This window comes from Pseudomonas sp. LFM046 (assembly GCF_000949385.2).
Lineage (GTDB): Bacteria > Pseudomonadota > Gammaproteobacteria > Pseudomonadales > Pseudomonadaceae > Metapseudomonas.
In genome coordinates this window covers 1,804,736-1,824,466 of sequence record NZ_JYKO02000001.1, presented here as the reverse complement: position 1 = coordinate 1,824,466, position 19,731 = coordinate 1,804,736, and the positions used below count along the sequence as shown (strand labels likewise).

Here is a 19,731-nt window from a genome sequence, read left to right as displayed (position 1 = left end):
TCAAACCTGGATTCGGATGATCCTGCGGATCCAGAAAATGCCCAGCAGCATGGCAACGAAGGCGGCCATCACCAGTTTCTGGCCGAGCGTCTCCTTGATCAGCAAAGGCAGATAGGTCGGGGTGGTAAGCATGATCGCCGAGGACAGCACGAAGGGTATGGCAACCAGGATCCAGGCCGACATGCGCCCTTCCGCCGACAGCGTCTTGACCTTGCGCTGAAAGCGGAAACGCCCACGAATGAGGCTGCTCAGGCGCTCCAGAACCTCGGTCAGATTACCGCCGGTTTCCCGGTGGATCAGGATGGAGGTCACCAGCATCATCACCGTCATGCTCGGCATGCGCTCCAGCAGGCCGAGCATGGCCCGGCGCACATCGTTGCCGTAGTTGATGTCAGCGAAGGTCAGACCAAACTCGTGAGCCACGGGCCCCTTGTGTTCTTCCGCCACCAGACGCAGGGTCTCGTTGAAGGGGTGCCCGGCACGCAGGGCTCGGCACATGGCCTCCAAGGCATCCGGCAGACCTTCTTCAAAGGCAGCGAATCGCTTGGCACGATCGCTGGAGACTTTCAGGATCGGTATCCAGAACACCACGGCCCCCAGAATCAGGGCCGCCCACCAAAGTTTCAGCACCATCCACATCCCGCCCGCCGCCACCAGGGCCAGTACTACGCCAAGCAACACAACCCGATAGGCACGGTACTCACGCCCCGACTGCTCGATCATTTGTGCCAGGCGTTCCATGAAAGGCATCTGCTCCAGTGCCGCTTCCAGCGGAGACAGGTGCTTCAGGTATTTCTGCCGCAAGACGGTCTGCATGTTTGGCAGGTTGCTGGCATGTTCCAGCAGATCCAGACGTGTCCGGATCCTCTTGCGTACCTTGCTCGCCTCACCGAATACCGGCACCACCAGCCCCTGGCTGAGCAGGAAGACGGCGACAAACACCATGCCCAGAAAGGCCAGGATGAACTCCGAGGGAATCTGGCTCATGACTGCTATCCCTCCATCCATTCAGGCCGGAACAGGTTGAGCGGCAACTCGATGCCGCGCTTGGCCAGGACATCGCGGAAAGCCGGCACCATGCCCGTCGGGCGGTAATCCCCCAGCACCTCGCCGTGCTCGCCTATGCCGCACCGCTCGAAGCCGAATATCTCGGTCATGGTGATGATCTCGCCCTCCATGCCGTTGATCTCCTGCACGCTGACCAGACGCCTCCGACCGTCCTCCTGGCGCTCCAGTTGGATCACCACGTCGATCGCCGAGGCGATCTGCTGGCGCAGGGCTTTGATCGGGAAGGTGGCTCCGGTCATGGACACCATGTTCTCGATCCGCCCCAGGGCATCGCGGGGCGTGTTGGCGTGGATGGTGGTGAGCGAACCGTCGTGGCCGGTGTTCATCGCTGTGAGCATGTCCAGCGCCTCTGCGCCACGCACCTCGCCGATAACAATGCGGTCAGGGCGCATACGCAGGCTGTTGCGCACCAGTTCGCGCTGGTTCACCTCGCCGCGCCCCTCGATGTTCGCCGGCCGGGTTTCCAGCCGCACTACATGGGGCTGCTGGAGCTGCAATTCGGCGGAGTCTTCGATGGTAACGATGCGCTCGTTATGCGGGATGAAGCTGGACAGCACGTTGAGCATGGTGGTCTTCCCCGTGCCAGTACCGCCGGACACCAGGACATTCATCCGGCCGCGCACTATGGCCTTCAGCACCAGAGCAATGGCTGGGATCAGGGTGCCCATCTGGATCAGGCTCTCGGCATTGAGCAGGTCAACCGCAAAACGGCGGATCGACAGGCTCGGCCCGTCAATGGCCAGCGGCGGAATGATCGCGTTGACCCGCGAGCCATCCTTCAGGCGCGCGTCCACCAGCGGCGACGATTCATCGATACGCCGCCCCAGGCTGGAGACAATCCGGTCGATGATGTTCAGCAAATGCTGGTCGTCGCGAAAGCGCACATCGGTGCGTTGCAGCTTGCCATGGCGCTCGACGTACACCGATGCGTGGCCATTGACCAGGATGTCCGACACGCTGTGGTCAGACAGCAACGGCTCCAGGGGGCCAAGTCCGAGCACTTCGTCGGTGATCTGCTTGATGATCAGCTGACGGATGTTGGCGGTAACCGGTGCGGCAGCCTCATCCAGAAGGCGCAGGCAAATCTCGCGTATCTGCCGCGCCGCTTCAGCCGGCTCAAGGGAATCCAGCAGGGACAGGTCCATGATCTTGAGCAACTGCTGGTAGGTCTTCTCCCGACACTCGGCCTCCACCTGGTTGAGGTGCGTCCTGGTCTCGTAGGGGGTGTCCGGCGCGCAGGTCTCCCAGGCCATCAGCGGATTTTCAGCTGCAACGCCAGATTGCTCCTCCCCAGGAGAAACAGTGCTCTTGCTGGTGTTCTGACGCAGGCGATTGCGGAACTCGCTGAGCATGATCTATCTCCCAAACAGACGGCCGAAAGCACGTTTGAGCAATCCCTGATCTGTTTCTTCGGTGCCGAGCAATTCCTGACTCAATTCGCGCATGGCCAGCGTCAGTGGTGCCCGAGGTGCATGAAGCTCCAGCGGCACGCCGGTGTTCTGGCTTTCAGTGACCACCGCATAGTCGTTTGGCAGTCTCTGCAGGACTTCGCAGCGCAACGCCTCGGCGATGTCGTGAAGGGTCACGGGCGACGCCTTGTTGTAACGATTGACCACCACCTGAAGGCGGTTGCCCTGCAGCCCAAGGTCATCCCGCAGGATGCGCACGAGCCGAGTGGCATCCTTCAAATGGCTGAGACTCTGCTGCACCACGATGTACACCCGATCGGCCTGTTCCAGAGTGATACCCGTGAGGTGGTCAATCTGTCGTGGCAAGTCCGCCACCACCCAGTCGTAGGTACTGCGCGCCAGCCGCAGCAGAGACTCCAACTGCTCCAGGCGAACGTCCTGGGATAGGCACAGCTCGCTGGAGCGGCCGCCCAGCACATGCAGGTCAGCGCTGAAGTGACTGCAGAAACCACGCAGCGCCACACTGTCCAGTTCGTCGACTTGCTGCAGCACATCCAGATGACTGTGGGCGGTCGGCACATCCAGGTAATGGGCCACACTGCCGAACTGCAGGTCCAGATCCAGCAACAGGGTGTTGCCCCCCAGGCTGCTGAGCTGATGGGCCAGATTGCAGGCCAGCAGAGTGGCGCCAGAACCACCCTTGGCATTGATCACGGCGACCAACTTGCCATTGTTGGTCGTACTGCTGGAACGCACTTCGGCCATCATGCGTCCCAGCGCCGCCAGCAGTTCCTCCTCGGCTACCGGCTCCGGCAGGAAGTCCCTGGCGCCGGCCTGCATGGCCAGGCGCATGCCTTCCCGTTCATCCAGTGGGCCGCAGACCAGCAAGGGCGGGCGGTCATGGGCCGGACGCTGCAACAGGGCAGCCAGTTCTTCACGCCACAGGTGACTGACCCGCAGCAGCAGGAAGTCGGGCACTTGTTCGAGCCCATAGAGTGGATCGGTGTGCCCATTGGTCACCAGGCGCGTGTTCACCAGCAGCCCAGGAAGACGCTGACAGCCGCCCTGCAGATGACGCAATGCCGCTGCATCACGACTGCTGATCAGCAAACGCAGCCCCTGGCGGGCCGTGGAGGACGAGGTAATGGGAACTTCCCGGTTGTTCAGCATGGCGTAATCCCCGGCAATACCCCCGTCTCTGCATGGCGGCCGAGGCTTTCACGGGGCAGGACCGACCTGAAGACCGGGAGCGTGATGGTGCCGCCGAGCACTGGAATCATCAGGTCGAAGGTGAAGTTGGCCACCTGCACTTGCACATAGCGGATGGCGCGAAAACCGTTGGCGCTGGCCAGGTCGCTCGGGTTGGCCACTGTCGCGCCATTTTCGTCCAGGTAGGTCAACGTCAGGTCGGCCGTATCCAGGTTGGCGATCAGGCTGCTGGCACCAGTGTCCGCGGCAGTGTTGAAAATTGCCCGACGCAGAATGACGGGGTCGCTGATATTGCACACTGAGGCCAGACGAGCGCCGCGCCGCACGGTTTCATTCAGCGCATTCACGGTGAAATAGAGGCGCCCCAGCTCCAGAACACCAAACAACACGATAAACAGCAGCAGGCCGATGACGGCGAACTCCACCACGTACACCCCACGCATCTTCCTGGCGTTCATCACAGGACCCTCATGATGGTGGTGGCGACCAGGGGAAAGTTCAGCGGTATGGCGCTGCTGAGCAGAGCCGGGATGCCGGTGCCCACGATCGGCACGAAGGTATAGCTGGTGGTGACCCGTATCTGGTTGAGCCCTACTGCAACGATCTGCACATCCCCGGTGGTCAATCCTGGAACCAGGGGCTGGCCGCCCGACGGCACCACGGGCAAGCCATACACGGCAAGGTTCTTGGTCTCGGCCTGCAACTGCAGGCTCAGATCCACCGTGCCAAGCGTCGGGTTCCAGGCCTTGCCCGCCACATAGCGCACCGCATCGCGATTGGCCTGCAGCAGGGTGTTGTACTGAAACAACATCCGTCCGATTTCGCCTATGGCGAGCATCAGCAGGAGCAGGAACGGCAAGGTGATTGCGAACTCCACCATGGCTGCCCCGCGTTCGGCCTGCGTCCGCCTGAATTCAAGACGTCCCATGACGCCTCCTACGAGTCGCCGCTCGGCGTCTGGTTGTTGTCGATGTAGGTCTTGTACAGCTGGATGATCTGCGGCCCGAGCGCGTTGGCCGGATTGGAGACGGGTACGTTGTCGCCTTCGCACTGGCGGACGAACTGACCAAGAATCCAGGCCTGCCCACCCTGCTGCTCCATGGGTTGCAGCACGAAGAAGCAGCCGAAGCCCAGTACGGGTACCGACGCGGTGCCCCCGTCGGTGCCAGTGCATTGGCCTATGACGATCTTCAGCATGCGCCGCTCAAAGACCCCGTTGCTCTGGCAGCCTGCGCCGGAGGAATTGCCGACACACCCGGTCACCTGGCTTTTCCAGTCGTTGTAGTCATAGAGCGCAGTGCCATCAGCGGTACTGATGTTGCCGGAAGAGTCCGTGCTGACCACTCCACCACCGGGACCGGTATAGGACACGGCGTCGGTATCCAGATCCGGCGCCAGAGCGGGCTTGCCGTTGTCCAGCTTGTTGTAGTCGATGACAAGATCCGGGGGGTAGTCCTGAGCGCTGAGCGGGCCGCTGTAGTCACCGAAGCGCGTATTAAGGCCTTGCACAGAGGGCCCCGCAGTGTTGCCGGGCTTGGTACTCACGTTGTTCCCGATATCCGGGCAGAGGAATCCCCCACCTGCCAGTTCCTCCCTGACCGTTTTGCCGCCTGCACCGAAGTCGAGCAACTGGAAATTGCCAGGACCGATTCCTGACGTGCTGTTCTTCGCGGCTTTCAAGAGTTCCAGGTCGCCGAAGCGATAGCCCCAGAACAACCCGTTGGTCGGGTCATTCTGGCCAGGTGCGGTGTCGCCGCAAACCATCAGAGGCGACAGGTCGCAAGGGCTGGTCGGACTGGGGCCCGCAGTGGCGACTGCCGCTACCGCCTTGTCTGGCGTGCCGGCGCCCGTGGCCTGCAGGATGCCCCAGAAAAATCCGGCCAGGGGGTAGTTCGGGACGGTCACACGGACATAGCGGGAATTGGCCGGCCCCGGGAATGAGAAGGGGCCGTAGACACTGTTCGACAATTCCACCGTGGCAAATCCCGCATTGCCGGCCATGGCGTCGGCCAGCTCTCCGTTCCCGGAGGCGGCAGCGTTGAGACTCAAGGTTGCCAGTGCCGCAGCCTGCACCTGGGTGGACGCGTTGGCCGCTCCCATTACCTGGCTGAGGGTCTTGGCGCCACTCAGGGCCGCCGCATCCACTGCATTTTGCAGCCGTGTCTTGTTCACCAGCATGTGGCCGCCATCCAGCGCCAGCGCAGCGACGGCCAGCAGTGCCAGCAGGGCTACCACCACCAGGACCAGGACTGCGCCCCGTTGGTGTCGAAGCGCTGGCAAGCAAGATCGCCGAATTGGCTGGCTCATGACGCTGCCCTCAATCGCCGATGTTGATCTCGATAGGCTGTCCCACCTGCTCTGCCTTGCCGGAGGCGTTCCGATACCCCTCCATCGACTTTTCGACAAGCGGGCCATCCATCCCGGCGGACGAGACTTCAGTACCCGGATGGGCCGCCCGCTCCTTGTCGGCGATCTGCTGGTAGGTGGTCTGGTAGACGGTGTAACCCAGAGTGCCGACCCGGCCCTCCTCGTAATCCATGACGCAACCGCAGCACAGCGCCATCAGGCAGCACGGAATGATCAGTTTCATGGTCATGCCTCCGGTTACTTGAGATCGTGGCCAAAGCGGCCTTCGCTGACACCGAGACTGACGGGTACCGTCCTTCCGGGCTCACGGCCCTTGGTCTTGCCCAGCAGATAGAAGTCCATGTCACTAGGCTCGACGAACTTCTCGGTAGGCAGGCGCACCGTCTTGGCATCGATGGGCTTGGCCAGGTGTGGGGTGACCAGGATCACCAGTTCGGTTTCCCCGTTCTGGAACTGCTGGCTGCGGAACAGGTGGCCCAGTACCGGGATGTCGCCAAGGCCTGGGAAGCGACTGACAAAGTCTCGGGTGTTCTCGCTGATCAGGCCGGCGATGGCGATGGTCTGGCCGTTGCCCAACTCAACCGTGGACTGGGCACTGCGCTTGGTCAGCGACGGGATCACCTGGGCCACGCCTCCACCCAGGACGCTGTCCAGACCGGTATCCAGTGCCAAGGCATTGGCGTTGGACAGCTCGCTGACCGAGACATTGAGGTTCAGGTTGATGCGCCCGTCATCCAGCACGACCGGAATGAACTTGACCCCGACACCGAACTCCTTGAACTCGACGGTGATGCCATCGTCCTCGGTGATGGGCACCGGGAACTCGCCGCCCGAGATGAACTCCGCCTGCTGTCCGCTGAGGGTGGTCAGGGTCGGCTCGGCCAGTACCTTGGCCGAACCATTGTCCTTGGCCGCTTCCAGCACCACGTTGAAGAGGAAGTCATCCGAGAGGAACTGGCCGAAGAAGCCCTTACCAGATCCGAACAGAGAGGTCGGGTTGACCACGCCATCCTGGTCGAAGCCCAGGCGCTGGCCGTTATTGAAGCCTCCCAACGACCAGTTACCGGTCAAACCAACGGCATTGAAGCGTACGTCGAGGCTCTTCAGCAGGTTGCGCTGCATCTCCGCCACCTTGACCTCCAGCATCACCTGCTGGCTGCCACCGACGGTGAGCAGGTTGATCACCTCCAGCGACTGGGTCGGCGTTGACTTGGCCTCATCGCCCTCCCCCTGAACCACGCTGGCAGTCTGGGCGGCATAGGATTTGGCCACCTTCACGGCGGTATCCACTACCGAGGCGCTGCTGACCTGGCCACGCAGCACCAGCGAGCCCTGGGAGCTGAAAACCTCGATGCGCTCATTGGGCATCAGTTGGTGCAGCTTTTCCTTCAGACCGCCGAGGTCATGCACCACATCCAGGTCGAGGCTATCGATCAGGCGATTGCTGTTGTCCCAGAGCAGCACGTTGGTGCTGCCGAGGGAACGCCCCAGCAGATAGAGCTGGGTAGGGCTGGTCATCAGGAGATCAGCGACTTCCGGATTACCCACCGAGATGCGTTTCACCGGTGCGCGAGTAGTGAGCACCCGCGCCTTGTAGATGGGCACCTGGATACGGCCAGTACTGGCCGACGACATGGGGGCCGCAACCACTGCTGGCTGCGCAGCATCCACAGGAGCCGGATGCAGGGTCCAGGCGATCAGGACCAGTGCCAGGGTTCCAACATTCCAAATGCTTTGCATAACCCTATCCTCATGTGATTGGTCGCTTCCCTGACCGCCTTTGCACCGACTGACGCAAGTACCGACCTAGAGCTGAGCCTTTGCCACTTTCACTTCCGTACCACGAATGATGATCACGCCGTAGCCGCCATCATTGGGGCGGACAATGGGTCTGGGGGCGGCCGGAGCAGGCGCAGGAGTCGTCGGTTTCGCCGCGCTGGCCACTGGGACTTCCGGCTTCTTCTGATCATCCAGCGGGTTGCGCAGGGCCAGCTGCAGACGGCCTTCGCTCATGGCCTTGACCAGGACTTCCGCTTCCTTGGGGGTCATTTCCAGGGTCACGGCACGCACCACCACCGGCTGGGTCTTGTCAGTACTGGCGGTCTGGTCCACGGCCAGCACTCGCAGGTCCTGAAGGATGGTCCTGGACTCGGCAGTATTGTTTGAACCCGTTTGCTTGGTAGCCAGCACGTCGACCCGGTTGCCGGGGAGGAGGAACCCGCCGACACCCACCACATCGTCGACCCGTACCGAAACCGCACGCTTGTCCGCTGCTATCAGCGAGGCCAGGGTGCTGCCACCCAGATGTTCGGCAACCCGGGCACTGCGCAGGATGTCGCCCTGGAGGTGGGAGAAGGTGGCGATCTTGCCGATCACCTGGTCGGTGGAATCGAAGGCGTCATCCGGCACCGTATCCTTGGGCATGCGCACAACGGTTACCTGCTGCGCCTCGATCATCTGCCCGAAGGGGATCTCAACCGTGGCAACTACCACGGCACGCAGGTCGTCGTCAGGGTTTGCGTTGAGCTTGTTGCTCAACCAGTTGTTGGCCATCCAGGCCGCACCGAGCCCGAGGATCAGCGACAGGGTAATCAGGGTGAGGGTACGAGCACTCATTTCGGCATCTCCTTATCCAAGGCTGTCGAGCTGGACGAAATAGTTGTGCCAGGCCCACTTCATGTCGCTATGCGAGAGAGGGCCTGATTCCCCCAGGTAACGCTGGCGATCCTGGGCCATGCCGAGCAGGTCACGTGGATGACAGGGCACCAGCGGCATGCCCTGCTCCTCATAGAGTCCCTGCAGTACGTAACGCAGCAGTACTGGGTCAAAAGCGAGGCCCAGACGCTCAGTTTCCTGGCGCCAGATGCGCTCGTACTCTTCCGGCTGCAGATAGGTGAAATGCAGCTTGTATCCGATGCGTCGGAGAAAGGCTTCGTCTGCCAGCTCCAGCGGATTGAGGTTGGTGGAAAACACCAGCACCAGATCGAACGGCAGCTCACAGTGGCGGCCACCGCCCAGATTGAGAAAGTCGCGTTTCTCCTCCATGGGCACGATCCAGCGGTTCAGCAGCTCCGCTGGCGCCATGCGCTGACGGCCCATGTCGTCGATGATGAACAGGCCGTTGCTCGCCTTCAGTTGCAGCGGGGCCTGGTAGAGACGGGAAAAGGGGTCGTAGCGGATGTCGAGCTGTTCCATGCTGAGCTCGCCACCGGTGATCACTATGGGCCGCTTGCAGCACACCAGGCGCCTGTCGATACCTTCGTCCAGCAGTAGCTTGTTCGGCTGTGTGCAGTCCTCCAGGCGCTGGTGCACCTGGGGATCAAAGATCTCCACCACCGACTCGTTGATGGCGATGGCATAGGGCACCCATATTGCCTCGGCAAAGAGACGGATCAGCCGGCTGCTGATATAGGTCTTACCGGTACCAGCCGGACCGTAGATCATGATGGCGCGGCCCGAATTCATGGCCACTCCCAACTGGTCCATCATGCTTGCCGAGAGCACCACGCCATGAAAGGCGGCTTGCATATCACGGGCGGTAATGCGCCCGTGGTGGATGGTCTGGACTTTCAGCAAGGAGCGGTAAGCGCTGACCGGAAAGGGGGCGGCGCCGATGTACCCACTGCGCGACAGGGCATCACGCGCCGAGGCGCGGCCACGCTCGGTGAGCCCATAGCGCAAGGCCTGCCCACCGGTCTGGCCCAGCACTTCGATACGGCCATCCTTGCGCAGGAAGGTAAGGATTTCTTCCAGAACAGCGCCTGTCAGCGCCAGGCGCTCCACCAGCCGCGGCATATCCAGCACGCCGGCATCATGCAGGTGCTTGCAGACGAGGTCGCCAAGGAAATTGTCCGCCAGACCGGTTTCCCGAATATTGCGCGGTTGAGGTGCAAGCCGCTGTACGGCTTCTCGCTCGCTGGGAAAGGCTTCGCTTTCGCTGACGGCATACATGATTCATCTCCCACAAGCTACTGGCCGAATGGCTGCCAGAAAATGCTGATCAAGGTTCCGAGCAGAATTGCTATTGCATAGGGAAGTGGCTTGCCAGCTATCTCGTCCGCCTCCGGGGCCAGGTAGCAGCGCGCTTTCACCATCAACCAGTAGCGCCCGAACGTCCTCAATACCTGCCCACGAGAAAGGACCCAGATTGCCCCCCACAATCCGCCCACCATCAGGCTGAGCGCTGCTGCCCAGAGTGTGCCCCCCGGCGTGAGAAAGGCGCCGGTCATAGCCATCAGCTTGACGTCGCCAGCGGCCATCCCGCCAAAGGCATACAGGGGCAGAAAGATCGCGAAACCGATCAGCAATCCTTGCAAGCCCTCACCGACCGAACTGCTACCGCCGGTAAAGAGGCGCAGGCCCAGCGCCAATGCCAATCCAAACAGGATCAGCAGGTTGGGAATACGGTGGCGACGCACATCCGTCACCACCGCACACCCCAGCAGCCCTGACAGAACTACAAGCAGAATCTGCTCCATGGGCATGACGGCCTCTTTCTCCACGATTGGTCCAATCAGCACGCGGCAGCCTGGGTTCCTGCGCGAGACTTGACCGCACCACACAGACCTCTGATGTTGGTATCCACCGCACCACCCAACAGAGTGAACGCAGCGACCACACCCAAGGTGATGATGCCGCCGGCAACGGCATACTCGACGATGGTCAGGCCACCCTCGTCCTTCACGAACTTCGTCACCGATGCCTTGATTGCTTCAATCATTTCGCCCACCTCATTCAAGTGATTACTCCAGGACAGGCGATGCTTCTCGCCCGCCTATCTCGAAGCTAGTCAGCCGCCAGCCATTGCCGTTAGGAGTTTTTTGCTGATTGCTAGGACTTTTTTGTCCGCTGATGCGTCGCAGGGCCTATGGCCTGGGCTGGAAGCACCGCACAGCAAGGCATACGGGCGAGAATGGGGGACTTGTCTGTCCATCGGAGACAAACGGCAAGCTATCCGGGGCTACCGCATGGGACGGCGATTCTGGAGGGTCCGGACGCGGTGGAGAGCGACGTGCAGCGTTGAAGGGAACCAAGCACCGAAGCATCAGGAGCACTTCTGGCGCTTTCTGAAGGGGGGAAAAACAAGACTGGCGCGCGGTGGCGAGACTGTCGCACACCACCGCGCTACTCGGCCGCCCAGACTGTACGGCGAACCACTTCCAATCCGGGCGTGAGACGGGAACTCCCTTTGGATATCGCTCCGATCAGCACGCTGCAGCCTGGGTCCCCGCACGGGATTTGACCGCGCCGCACAACCCTCTGATGTTGGTATCCACTTCTGTGCCCAGCAAGGTGAAAGCGGCAACCACACCCAGGGTGATGATGCCGCCGGCAACGGCATACTCCACGATGGTCAAGCCATCTTCGTCCTTCACGAACTTGATCATTGAACGCTTGAGCCCTTCAAAAGCCATTTCGCCCACCTCGCTAACGTTGTACCTACAACCAGAATTCGGCGGTACTAACCAATCCACCTGAGTCCACCCTAGTGCTCCCCCAGAACGGCCAGTTAGGAGTTTTTTGCAGACCAGTAGGACTTTCTTGCAAATCGCCCTGAACGGTCGATTGATGTATCTGGACGGAGCGCCCCAGTCGTTGCGCCACCTTGTCGGGAGGGGAAATCACGGTGATTGATCGGATGACGAACGGACCGGCTACCAGTGGAACCCCCAGAATTGGGGCTTCCAGAACAGGGCACAACAGCTGGTTATGAAAACAATAAGTGCTATAGGGATCGGTTCTTTAATGTAATAGCAGAATGACAATACTCCTGATCACAGAAGCACAATAAAATTCTGGGGTCAGAAGATGCAGTCCATCTCGGCCGGAAAACCGAATCTACTCTGGCTCGATCTGACTCACGACAGGTCGACGCAGAGGCTCATCGAGCAATTCGACGGCCGTTGCAACAACAGGTTGTGTGGAGCCTGGCCTGATTCGGGAAAGGACCAGTACCAACAAACCGACATGATCTGCGCTCATTTCGACCACCCTGATGCGAACGGTCTCAATTTCCTGCTGGGACTAAAACGCTCTTACCCTTCAATCCCGATTACCATGTTCACCGTGCAACACTCGGAAGAGCTCGCGGTCTGGGCGATGCGCGCCAAGATGTGGGAGTACCTCGTACTTCCCCTCGATTCCGGGGAGTTCAACCGATATCTCCTCATTCTGAAACAACTCATCGAAGCACGCCGCGCCGTCACTAGCCTGGGTCGAAGGCCGCTCCTGGATTGCGATCTGCCACTGCCCGACAGTATCCGCCTCACCGCAAATCACCAGAAGCACAAGGCACTGGGCGTTGTAATGCCCTACATCGACCAGAATTTTCGCGACAGCGTGGACCAGAAGGAGCTGGCCCGGAGGTGTGGTATGACACCCTTTCGCTTCAGCCGGCTGTTCAAGGAGGTCAACGGCGTCGGCTTCATGGAGTACGTTCTCGGCAGGCGCATGGAGTACGCCAAGCAGCTACTGGAGAACAGCCAGATGCCGGTGACGAGCATCGGCTACGAGGCGGGTTTCAAGGACCCCTCTTACTTCGCCCGCGCCTTCAAGCAGCTGGTCGGCTGCACGCCCAGCGAGTACCGCCAGCACCTGTGCCAGGAGGGCGCGGCGAGTGCTGTCCAGCCGGACACCACCGCCGCGGAGATTGAGCAGGTGGTGCTCAGCCTGGAGGCCTAGCCCAACCTGGCCAATTCAGCGAGGAATTGCTCCTCGTCCAGCACCCGAACACCCAGTTCATTGGCCTTGGCCAGCTTGGAACCTGCACCCGGTCCGGCCACCACGCAGTGGGTGCGTGCCGACACCGAACCCGCCACCTTGGCCCCCAGCGCCTCCAGCTTTTCCTTGGCCACATCCCGGCTCATGACCTCAAGAGTGCCGGTGAGCACCCAGGTCTGACCCGCCAAGGGCAGGCCTTCCACGGCCTTCTTCTCGCTCTCCCAGTGCATGCCGAAGGCGCGCAGCTGCTGGTCGATTTCCATGGCACGACCAACGTTGTGCTCCACCGCGAAGTATTCGCGCAGCGCCTGTTTCGCCTTTTCATTCAGGCCCTTCATGACGCTCAGTTCCAGCCAGTCGCGGCTGAGGGCGATGAGGCCTTCCAGGTTGCCGGCCTTCTCCGCAAGGTTCTTCGCGCCAGTGGCTGCGATACCGGGAATATTGAGCTTGTCGATCAGGCCAGCGAAGGTTGCGCAGGCAGCGAATTCAGGGCTGAGGCCGCCCTCCTCCTGCAGCTCGACCCCACGCTCCAGCAGGTCGCGGATGACTTTCCGGTTGTGATCGTCGGTGAAGAAGGCGTGGATTTCGTGGGCCACTTCAAGGCCTACGTCCGGCAAGTAGGTCAGCACGTCCGGCAGGGCCTGCTGGATGCGCTCCAGGGAGCCCAGGGCTCGGGCCAGCAGCTTGGCGGTTTCCTCACCCACATCGGGGATGCCCAGGGCGTAGATGAAGCGTGCCAGGGTTGGTTTGCGGCTGTCGGCGATGGCACCCAGGAGATTGCGGGTGGACAGGTCGGCGAAGCCTTCCAGTTCCACCACCTGCTCGTATTTCAGGGTGTAGAGATCAGCCGGCGAAGCCACCAAGCCGGTATCCACCAGTTGCTCGACGATCTTGTCGCCCAGGCCTTCGATATCCAGCGCGCGGCGCGAGGCGAAGTGGATGATTGCCTGCTTCAGTTGGGCGCCGCAGGCCAGGCGGCCGACGCAACGATAGACAGAGCCTTCGCTGGTGGTTTCCTTGCCTTTGCCGCGCTTGATCAGTTGGGTGCGCTCCACAGCAGAACCGCAGACCGGGCACTGTTCGGGGATATGCACCGGGCGCGCGTCGGCGGGACGGCGCTCCGTCACCACCTGCATGACCTGGGGAATCACGTCGCCAGCGCGACGAATCACCACGGTGTCACCAATCATCAGGCCCAGGCGCGCCACTTCATCCATGTTGTGCAGGGTGGCGTTGGACACGGTGACACCCGCCACTTGCACGGGTTTCAGCCGTGCAACCGGGGTTACGGCGCCGGTCCGGCCTACCTGGAATTCCACGTCCAGCAGTTCGGTGAGCTCTTCCCGCGCGGGGAACTTGTGGGCCAAGGCCCAGCGCGGCTCGCGGGCGCGGAAGCCCAGTTCGCGCTGCCAGGCCAGGTTGTTGAGCTTGTAGACCACCCCATCGATCTCGTAGGCCAGGCTGTCACGGCGCTCGCCAATATCGCGGTAGTAGTCCAGGCAGCCCTGAGCGCCGTTGACCAGCTTCAGCTCGCGACTGATGGGCAGGCCCCAGGCCTTCAGGGCCTGGAGGATGGCGTACTGGTTGTCCAGCAACTCGCCCTCCACCCGGCCGAAACCATAGGCGCAGAACTCCAGCGGGCGGCTCGCAGTGATCCTGGAGTCCAGCTGACGCAGGCTCCCGGCGGCGGCGTTGCGCGGGTTGGCGAAGGTCTTGCCGCCGCTTTCCGCCTGGCGCGCATTCAGTTCCTCGAATCCGGCCTTGGACATGTAGACCTCGCCCCGCACCTCCAGCACCGCCGGCCAGCCCTCGCCCTGTAGTTTCAGGGGCACATTGCGGATTGTTCGCACGTTGCTGCTGATGTCCTCGCCCGTGGTGCCATCGCCCCGGGTGGCGCCACGTACCAGCACGCCGTTTTCGTACAGCAGGCTGACGGCCAGGCCGTCCAGCTTGGGCTCGCAGGTGTACTCCACCTCAGGGCCAGCGCCGAACAGGTCACCCGCCGGCAACAGTTCGCCCAGCCCTTCTCGCACCCGGCGGTCGAAGTCCTGCAGGTCCTGCTCCTCGAACGCGTTGCCGAGGCTGAGCATGGGCACTTCGTGGCGCACTTCACCGAAGGCCGCCAGGGCGGCACCGCTGACCCGCTGGGTGGGCGACTCGGGGGTCACCAGCTCAGGGTGCTCGGCCTCCAGGGCCTGCAGCTCGCGGAACAGGCGGTCGTACTCGGCGTCGGGCACGCTGGGCTCGTCCAGCACGTAGTAGCGGTAATTGTGCGCATCCAGCTCGGCGCGCAGCGCGTTGATGCGTTCGGCGGCGGTTTGGGCATCAGTCATGGTTCTGGCTCTTTCTCTTCAAACAAAAAGAGCAGCCGGGGCTGCTCTTTCGGTCGACTGCACGCTGGATCAGCGCTTCTGGGTCATGTGCTTGCGCTCGAATTCGACGATGCGCTGGCGATAGTGCTCGATGGTCTGCGCAGTCATCACGCTGCGCTGGTCGTCCTTGAGCTCGCCGTTCAGTTCCTGGGACAGCTTGCGGGCGGCGGCGACCATCACGTCGAAGGCCTGCTTCGGATGGCGCGGGCCCGGCAGGCCGAGGAAGAAGCTCACGGCGCGGGTGCTGAAATGGTCGATGTCGTCCAGGTCGAAGGTGCCTGGCTTGACGCCGTTGGCCATGGAGAACAGCACTTCGCCGTTGCCGGCCATGCTCTCGTGGCGATGGAAAATGTCCATGGCGCCGAAGCGCAGGCCGCTTTCCAGGATGTTCTGCAGCAGGGCCGGGCCCTTGAAGCCGTCTTCGTCGCGGGCGACCACGTTGATCACCAGGACTTCCTCGACCGGTACTTCCTGAGGCTGGGCTTGGGGATGGACCTTGCCGTTCTTCTTGCCGCCCTCGTCCACCGGAGTCAGCAGGGTCGGCACGGGTTCATCGAGGTTCAGGTCGCCCTGATGGGGCTCGCCACGACGTTTGCTGGGCTCGCGGGAGCTCAGGGATGGCAGGTCGGCCTCATCCAGGGACGGTTCCTGGTGTGAGCGCTGCTCCTTGAGCCGTGCCGGGCCGAGCAGGTTCGGATCTTCATCATCGTCAGGGAGATTGGAGAAGCTGCGATCCAGCTTGAACTTGAGTTTCCCCTTGCCGCCACTCATGCGGCGCCAGCCATCGAACAGAATGCCGGCGATTACGATGATGCCAATGACAATCAGCCACTCGCGCAGACCGATATCCATGTAGTCCTGTGTCCCCTAGTGAAAAAGTGCAAACAAAGGTGAAGAAAGGACATCCCGTCCCCTGAAACGTGGCGCCCAACTCCATGTTCTGACTGGCGTTTTCCACGTGCGACAAAATTGGGCATAAAGCTAGCACGACCAGCCCAGCAGAGAAACCTCTGATAGAGGCTTACACCAAAGGCGATGCGAATTTGAGCCCTTACCCGGCTCGGAGTTCGCATCGGGCTTCCCCGTCAGGCCTCGACCATCGACATCGCCTCCTCGACATCCACCGCCACCAGGCGCGAGCACCCCGGCTCGTGCATGGTCACGCCCATCAGCTGGTCGGCCATTTCCATGGCGATCTTGTTGTGGGTGATGTAGATGAACTGCACCTTTTCGGACATTTCCTTCACCAGCCGCGCATAGCGACCGACGTTCGCGTCGTCGAGGGGCGCATCCACCTCGTCGAGCATGCAGAAAGGCGCCGGGTTGAGCTGGAAGATGGCGAACACCAGGGCCAGCGCAGTCAAGGCCTTCTCGCCACCGGACAGCAGGTGGATGGTGCTGTTTTTCTTGCCCGGTGGCCGCGCCATGATGGCCACGCCGGTGTCCAGCAGGTCTTCGCCGGTGAGCTCCAGGTAAGCGTGGCCACCACCGAAGACCTTGGGGAACAACGCCTGCAGGCCGGCATTGATCTGGTCGAAGGTTTCCTTGAAGCGGTTGCGGGTTTCCTTGTCGATCTTGCGGATGACGTTTTCCAGCGTCTCCAGGGCTTCCACCAGGTCGTCGTTCTGCGCGTCCAGGTAGCGCTTGCGCTCGGATTGCTGCTGGTATTCGTCAATGGCCGCAAGGTTGATCGGGCCCAGGCGCTGGATGCGCGCGGCGAGGCGTTCCAGCTCCTCTTCCCAGCCTGCTTCGGTCGCTTCGGTCGTCAGGGTGGCAAGCACACCGTGAAGGTCATAGCCGTCTTCGTGCAATTGCTCCTGCAATGCCTTGCGACGCACGGTCAGGGCCTGCCATTCCAGGCGCTGCTGCTCCAATTGGCCGCGCAGCAGCTGCGATTGCTGCTCGGCCTGGCTACGGCGTTTCTCGGCGTCGCGCAGTTCCCGGTCGGCATCTTCCAGGGCCAGTCGCGCCTGCTTGAGTTCTTCCTCCACGCCCATGCGCCGTTCCAGCAGGTCCTCGAGCTTCATGCGCAGCTCTTCGAGGGGCGCGGCGCCCTCCTCCAGATTGAGGTTGAGCTGTTCGCGTCGCTCGTTGAGGCGCTCAAACTGGAGGGTCAGGCGCTCCAGGGCCTGGCGGGTGGAATCGTGTTGGGCCCGCAGGGAGCCGACGCGCACGGCCAGTTGGTGGGCGTGATCCTTGTGCTGGCGGGCTTCCTGGCGAATTCGATCGAGGCGCTCGCGCTGGCCGTCACGCTCTGCCAGCAGTTTCTCCCGCTGCTCAGTGTCAGTGGCCATGGCATCCAGCGCGTCCTGCAAGGTCAGGCGGGACACGCCCAATTGTTCGTGTTCGAGGGCTCGCTGCTCGTCCAGCTCGCGAAGTTCCTCTTCCAGGCGACGGCGACGCAGCGCCAGCTGTTCCACCTTGGCCTGCTGGGCGGAGAGCCGGGCCTTGAGCTCGCCGAGGCTGCGTGATTCGTCCTGCAACTGACGGCGCTGCTGCTCGCGAGCCTCTTCGTCATGGCGTTGACGATCGCGCAACTGCTGCAGGCGTTCCTCCAGCTGTTCCAGGGCGGCTTCGCGCTCTTCACGCTCGGCGTGCAGGCGCTCCAGTTCCTGGCCACGGGCCAGCAAGCCACTTTCCGCCTCGCTGGCGCGGCGCACGCGCAGGAAATTGCGCCCAACCCAATAGCCATCGCGGCTGATGAGGCTTTCACCATCTCCCAGGCTGGCGCGGCGGGCCAGCGCCTGGTCCAGGGTTTCCACGGGCAGGACCTTCGCCAGCCAAGGCGCCAGGTCCACCGGAGCCTCTACCTTGTCCAGCAGGCTGCCAGGCGCCCGCGCCCCACTTCTGCCGGCGCTGGCCAGGCGTAATTCACCCTGGCTGAAGCCGGACAGGTCGAGCCCGCTGAAATCGTCCAGCAGCACCGCCTGCAGATCGGCGCCCAGCACGGTTTCCACCGCCAGCTCCCAGCCCTGCTCGACCCGAAGCCCTTCGGCGAGGCGCGGGCGATCGGCCAGTCGCTGTTCGCGGAGCCATTCGGCGGCGCCCTTACCAGGATTCAGTGCGGCCTGCTGCAACGCTTCCAGGGAAGCGATACGGCCGTTCAGGCGCTGAAGCTCGCCTTGGGCCTGCTGCTGGGCCTGGGTAGCCTGCTGCAACTCTTCCCGCACAGCATCCAGTCGCTCGGCCAGCGCCTGTTCGGCGCCTTGGAGCTCCTCCAGGCGCATTTCGCCAAGCGCCAGCTCCTCAAGCATTTCCTGGATCGCGGCATCTTCCGGGTCAGCGGACAGCTGGGTGCTTTCATCCTTCAGACGGCGCTCGCGTTCCAGCAAACGCTCCAGGCTCTGCTCCAGCTGCTGGATACGCGCCTGCTGCACCTCGGCCTGGCGCCGCGGCTCGGCGCTGCGCTGGTTGAAGGCATCCCAGTGCTCCTGCCAGGCGTGCATGCCGGTTTCGGCTTCTTCCAGCTGGGCAGCGGCTTCCTCGGCGGCAGCGGCGCTCATTTCCTGTTCCGGGCCGAGCATGTCCAGCTCTTCGCCCAGGGTGGCGAGCAAGGTGCGGTCATGGCCCAGGTGGGATTCGGTTTCCTGGCGGGCGCGCTCGGCGTCGCGCAGGTCGTCCTGCAATTGGCGCAGGCGCTGTTGGCCGTGCTGAATGCTCTGTTCCACGCGGGCGATGTCGCCGCCCACGGAGTAGAAGCGGCCCTGTACCTGATTGAAGCGTTCGGACAGTTCGTGGTGCCCGTCCCGCAGGCGTTCAATGCTGGCGTCAGCATTACGCTGCTCGGCCACCAGGGCCTCGAAGCTGACTTCCTGGTTGCCGATCACCGCCTCGCGCTGGCCGACCTGGTCGTTCAGCGCCCGCCATTTCAGGGCGGCGAGCTGAGCCTTGAGCTGACGCTCCTCGGCCTTGTACTCCTGGTATTTCTCGGCGGATTGGGCCTGGCGGTGCAGGCGTTCCAGTTGGCGCTCCAGCTCTTCTCGCAGGTCCGTCAGGCGCGCCAGGTTCTCCTGGGTACGACGGATGCGGCTTTCGGTCTCGCGACGGCGCTCCTTGTACTTGGAGATGCCCGCCGCTTCCTCGATGAAGTTACGCAGATCCTCGGGCTTTGCCTCGATGAGCTTGGAGATCATCCCCTGCTCGATGATGGAGTAGCTGCGCGGGCCCAGGCCGGTACCGAGGAAGATGTCGGTGATGTCGCGGCGCCGGCACTTGGTGCCGTTGAGGAAATAGGTGTTCTGGCCGTCGCGGCTGACGCGGCGGCGAATGGAAATCTCGGCGAACGCGGCGTACTCGCCCACCAGGGTGTTGTCGGAGTTGTCGAAGATCAGCTCGATGCTGGCCTGGGCCACCGGCTTGCGGGTGTTGGAGCCGTTGAAGATGACGTCGGTCATCGACTCGCCACGAAGGTTCTTCGCCGAACTCTCGCCCATCACCCAGCGAACGGCGTCGATGATGTTCGACTTGCCGCAACCATTGGGACCGACCACGGCCGCCATGTTGCTGGGAAAACTGACAGTGGTGGGATCGACGAAAGACTTGAACCCCGCCAGCTTGATGCACTTCAGCCGCATCGGTGCGCTCCG

17 protein-coding genes are annotated in these 19,731 nt (G+C 62.4%); 1 reads left to right on the top strand and 16 read right to left on the bottom strand.

The features are described 5' to 3' along the window. From TQ98_RS08490 to TQ98_RS08430, 13 genes are all read right to left on the bottom strand, one after another. Window positions 1-987 carry a type II secretion system F family protein gene (locus TQ98_RS08490; protein WP_044874911.1) on the bottom strand — a complete coding sequence of 329 codons (987 nt, stop codon included), beginning with the start codon at window positions 985-987 and terminating at the stop codon, window positions 1-3. 5 nt (window positions 988-992) lie between these two features. Beyond that, on the bottom strand, window positions 993-2,420 hold the full coding sequence (locus tag TQ98_RS08485; RefSeq protein ID WP_044874910.1) for a CpaF family protein: 1,428 nt from the start codon (window positions 2,418-2,420) through the stop codon (window positions 993-995). A 3-nt stretch (window positions 2,421-2,423) separates the two neighbouring features. Continuing rightward, a complete protein-coding gene (locus TQ98_RS08480) occupies window positions 2,424-3,647 on the bottom strand; it encodes an AAA family ATPase (RefSeq protein ID WP_044874909.1) in 1,224 nt (407 codons plus the stop codon). Beyond that, on the bottom strand, window positions 3,641-4,144 hold the full coding sequence (locus tag TQ98_RS08475; RefSeq protein WP_044874908.1) for a TadE/TadG family type IV pilus assembly protein: 504 nt from the start codon (window positions 4,142-4,144) through the stop codon (window positions 3,641-3,643). The genes TQ98_RS08480 and TQ98_RS08475 overlap by 7 nt, the downstream gene beginning before the upstream one ends. Next, complete coding sequence (locus tag TQ98_RS08470) at window positions 4,144-4,614, bottom strand: TadE family protein (RefSeq protein WP_044874907.1); 471 nt, start codon at window positions 4,612-4,614, stop codon at window positions 4,144-4,146. Before TQ98_RS08470 ends, TQ98_RS08475 begins: the two co-directional genes overlap by 1 nt. 8 nt (window positions 4,615-4,622) lie before the next feature. Continuing rightward, window positions 4,623-5,966 (bottom strand): pilus assembly protein TadG-related protein, encoded by a 1,344-nt coding sequence (locus TQ98_RS08465; RefSeq protein WP_242443068.1) that lies wholly within the window; start codon window positions 5,964-5,966, stop codon window positions 4,623-4,625. 37 nt (window positions 5,967-6,003) lie between these two features. After that, window positions 6,004-6,276, bottom strand: coding sequence for a hypothetical protein (locus TQ98_RS08460; RefSeq protein WP_044874905.1), 273 nt, complete (start codon window positions 6,274-6,276; stop codon window positions 6,004-6,006). Between the two features lie 14 nt (window positions 6,277-6,290). Further along, window positions 6,291-7,793: a type II and III secretion system protein family protein gene (locus TQ98_RS08455; protein WP_052659254.1), complete on the bottom strand. Its 1,503-nt coding sequence runs from the start codon at window positions 7,791-7,793 to the stop codon at window positions 6,291-6,293. Window positions 7,794-7,859: 66 nt separating this feature from the next. After that, window positions 7,860-8,669, bottom strand: a complete 810-nt coding sequence (gene cpaB / locus TQ98_RS08450) for a Flp pilus assembly protein CpaB (protein ID WP_044874904.1) — start codon at window positions 8,667-8,669, stop codon at window positions 7,860-7,862. 12 nt (window positions 8,670-8,681) lie between these two features. Beyond that, window positions 8,682-10,004 carry an ATPase AAA gene (locus TQ98_RS08445; RefSeq protein ID WP_044874903.1) on the bottom strand — a complete coding sequence of 441 codons (1,323 nt, stop codon included), beginning with the start codon at window positions 10,002-10,004 and terminating at the stop codon, window positions 8,682-8,684. A gap of 17 nt (window positions 10,005-10,021) precedes the next feature. Next, complete coding sequence (locus TQ98_RS08440; protein ID WP_044875458.1) at window positions 10,022-10,537, bottom strand: prepilin peptidase; 516 nt, start codon at window positions 10,535-10,537, stop codon at window positions 10,022-10,024. 29 nt (window positions 10,538-10,566) lie between these two features. Continuing rightward, window positions 10,567-10,773, bottom strand: a complete 207-nt coding sequence (locus TQ98_RS08435; protein ID WP_044875457.1) for a pilus assembly protein PilA — start codon at window positions 10,771-10,773, stop codon at window positions 10,567-10,569. 484 nt (window positions 10,774-11,257) lie between these two features. Continuing rightward, window positions 11,258-11,467 (bottom strand): pilus assembly protein PilA, encoded by a 210-nt coding sequence (locus tag TQ98_RS08430; protein ID WP_044874902.1) that lies wholly within the window; start codon window positions 11,465-11,467, stop codon window positions 11,258-11,260. Window positions 11,468-11,861: 394 nt separating this feature from the next. On the opposite strand from TQ98_RS08430, the gene TQ98_RS08425 reads away from it, so the two are divergent. Then, window positions 11,862-12,734: a DNA-binding response regulator gene (locus TQ98_RS08425; protein WP_044874901.1), complete on the top strand. Its 873-nt coding sequence runs from the start codon at window positions 11,862-11,864 to the stop codon at window positions 12,732-12,734. Here the strand turns inward: TQ98_RS08425 and ligA are convergent. From ligA to smc, 3 genes are all read right to left on the bottom strand, one after another. After that, window positions 12,731-15,106: an NAD-dependent DNA ligase LigA gene (gene ligA / locus TQ98_RS08420; RefSeq protein WP_044874900.1), complete on the bottom strand. Its 2,376-nt coding sequence runs from the start codon at window positions 15,104-15,106 to the stop codon at window positions 12,731-12,733. The genes TQ98_RS08425 and ligA overlap by 4 nt on opposite strands. 69 nt (window positions 15,107-15,175) lie before the next feature. Next, window positions 15,176-15,997: a cell division protein ZipA gene (gene zipA, locus TQ98_RS08415; RefSeq protein ID WP_044874899.1), complete on the bottom strand. Its 822-nt coding sequence runs from the start codon at window positions 15,995-15,997 to the stop codon at window positions 15,176-15,178. Between the two features lie 233 nt (window positions 15,998-16,230). Beyond that, window positions 16,231-19,719, bottom strand: a complete 3,489-nt coding sequence (smc, locus tag TQ98_RS08410) for a chromosome segregation protein SMC (RefSeq protein ID WP_044874898.1) — start codon at window positions 19,717-19,719, stop codon at window positions 16,231-16,233. Between the last annotated feature and the right edge of the window lie 12 nt (window positions 19,720-19,731).

Bases quoted from the DNA above. Each gene is read 5' to 3' on its own strand.
- TQ98_RS08460 (WP_044874905.1), bottom strand. From the start codon at position 6,276: ATGAAACTGATCATTCCGTGCTGCCTGATGGCGCTGTGCTGCGGTTGC.
- zipA (WP_044874899.1), bottom strand. From the start codon at position 15,997: ATGGATATCGGTCTGCGCGAGTGGCTGATTGTCATTGGCATCATCGTA.
- TQ98_RS08485 (WP_044874910.1), bottom strand. From the start codon at position 2,420: ATGCTCAGCGAGTTCCGCAATCGCCTGCGTCAGAACACCAGCAAGAGC.
- TQ98_RS08435 (WP_044875457.1), bottom strand. From the start codon at position 10,773: ATGATTGAAGCAATCAAGGCATCGGTGACGAAGTTCGTGAAGGACGAG.
- TQ98_RS08475 (WP_044874908.1), bottom strand. From the start codon at position 4,144: ATGAACGCCAGGAAGATGCGTGGGGTGTACGTGGTGGAGTTCGCCGTC.
- TQ98_RS08445 (WP_044874903.1), bottom strand. From the start codon at position 10,004: ATGTATGCCGTCAGCGAAAGCGAAGCCTTTCCCAGCGAGCGAGAAGCC.
- TQ98_RS08455 (WP_052659254.1), bottom strand. From the start codon at position 7,793: ATGCAAAGCATTTGGAATGTTGGAACCCTGGCACTGGTCCTGATCGCC.
- smc (WP_044874898.1), bottom strand. From the start codon at position 19,719: ATGCGGCTGAAGTGCATCAAGCTGGCGGGGTTCAAGTCTTTCGTCGAT.
- cpaB (WP_044874904.1), bottom strand. From the start codon at position 8,669: ATGAGTGCTCGTACCCTCACCCTGATTACCCTGTCGCTGATCCTCGGG.
- TQ98_RS08430 (WP_044874902.1), bottom strand. From the start codon at position 11,467: ATGGCTTTTGAAGGGCTCAAGCGTTCAATGATCAAGTTCGTGAAGGAC.
- TQ98_RS08480 (WP_044874909.1), bottom strand. From the start codon at position 3,647: ATGCTGAACAACCGGGAAGTTCCCATTACCTCGTCCTCCACGGCCCGC.
- TQ98_RS08425 (WP_044874901.1), top strand. From the start codon at position 11,862: ATGCAGTCCATCTCGGCCGGAAAACCGAATCTACTCTGGCTCGATCTG.
- ligA (WP_044874900.1), bottom strand. From the start codon at position 15,106: ATGACTGATGCCCAAACCGCCGCCGAACGCATCAACGCGCTGCGCGCC.
- TQ98_RS08440 (WP_044875458.1), bottom strand. From the start codon at position 10,537: ATGCCCATGGAGCAGATTCTGCTTGTAGTTCTGTCAGGGCTGCTGGGG.
- TQ98_RS08490 (WP_044874911.1), bottom strand. From the start codon at position 987: ATGAGCCAGATTCCCTCGGAGTTCATCCTGGCCTTTCTGGGCATGGTG.
- TQ98_RS08470 (WP_044874907.1), bottom strand. From the start codon at position 4,614: ATGGGACGTCTTGAATTCAGGCGGACGCAGGCCGAACGCGGGGCAGCC.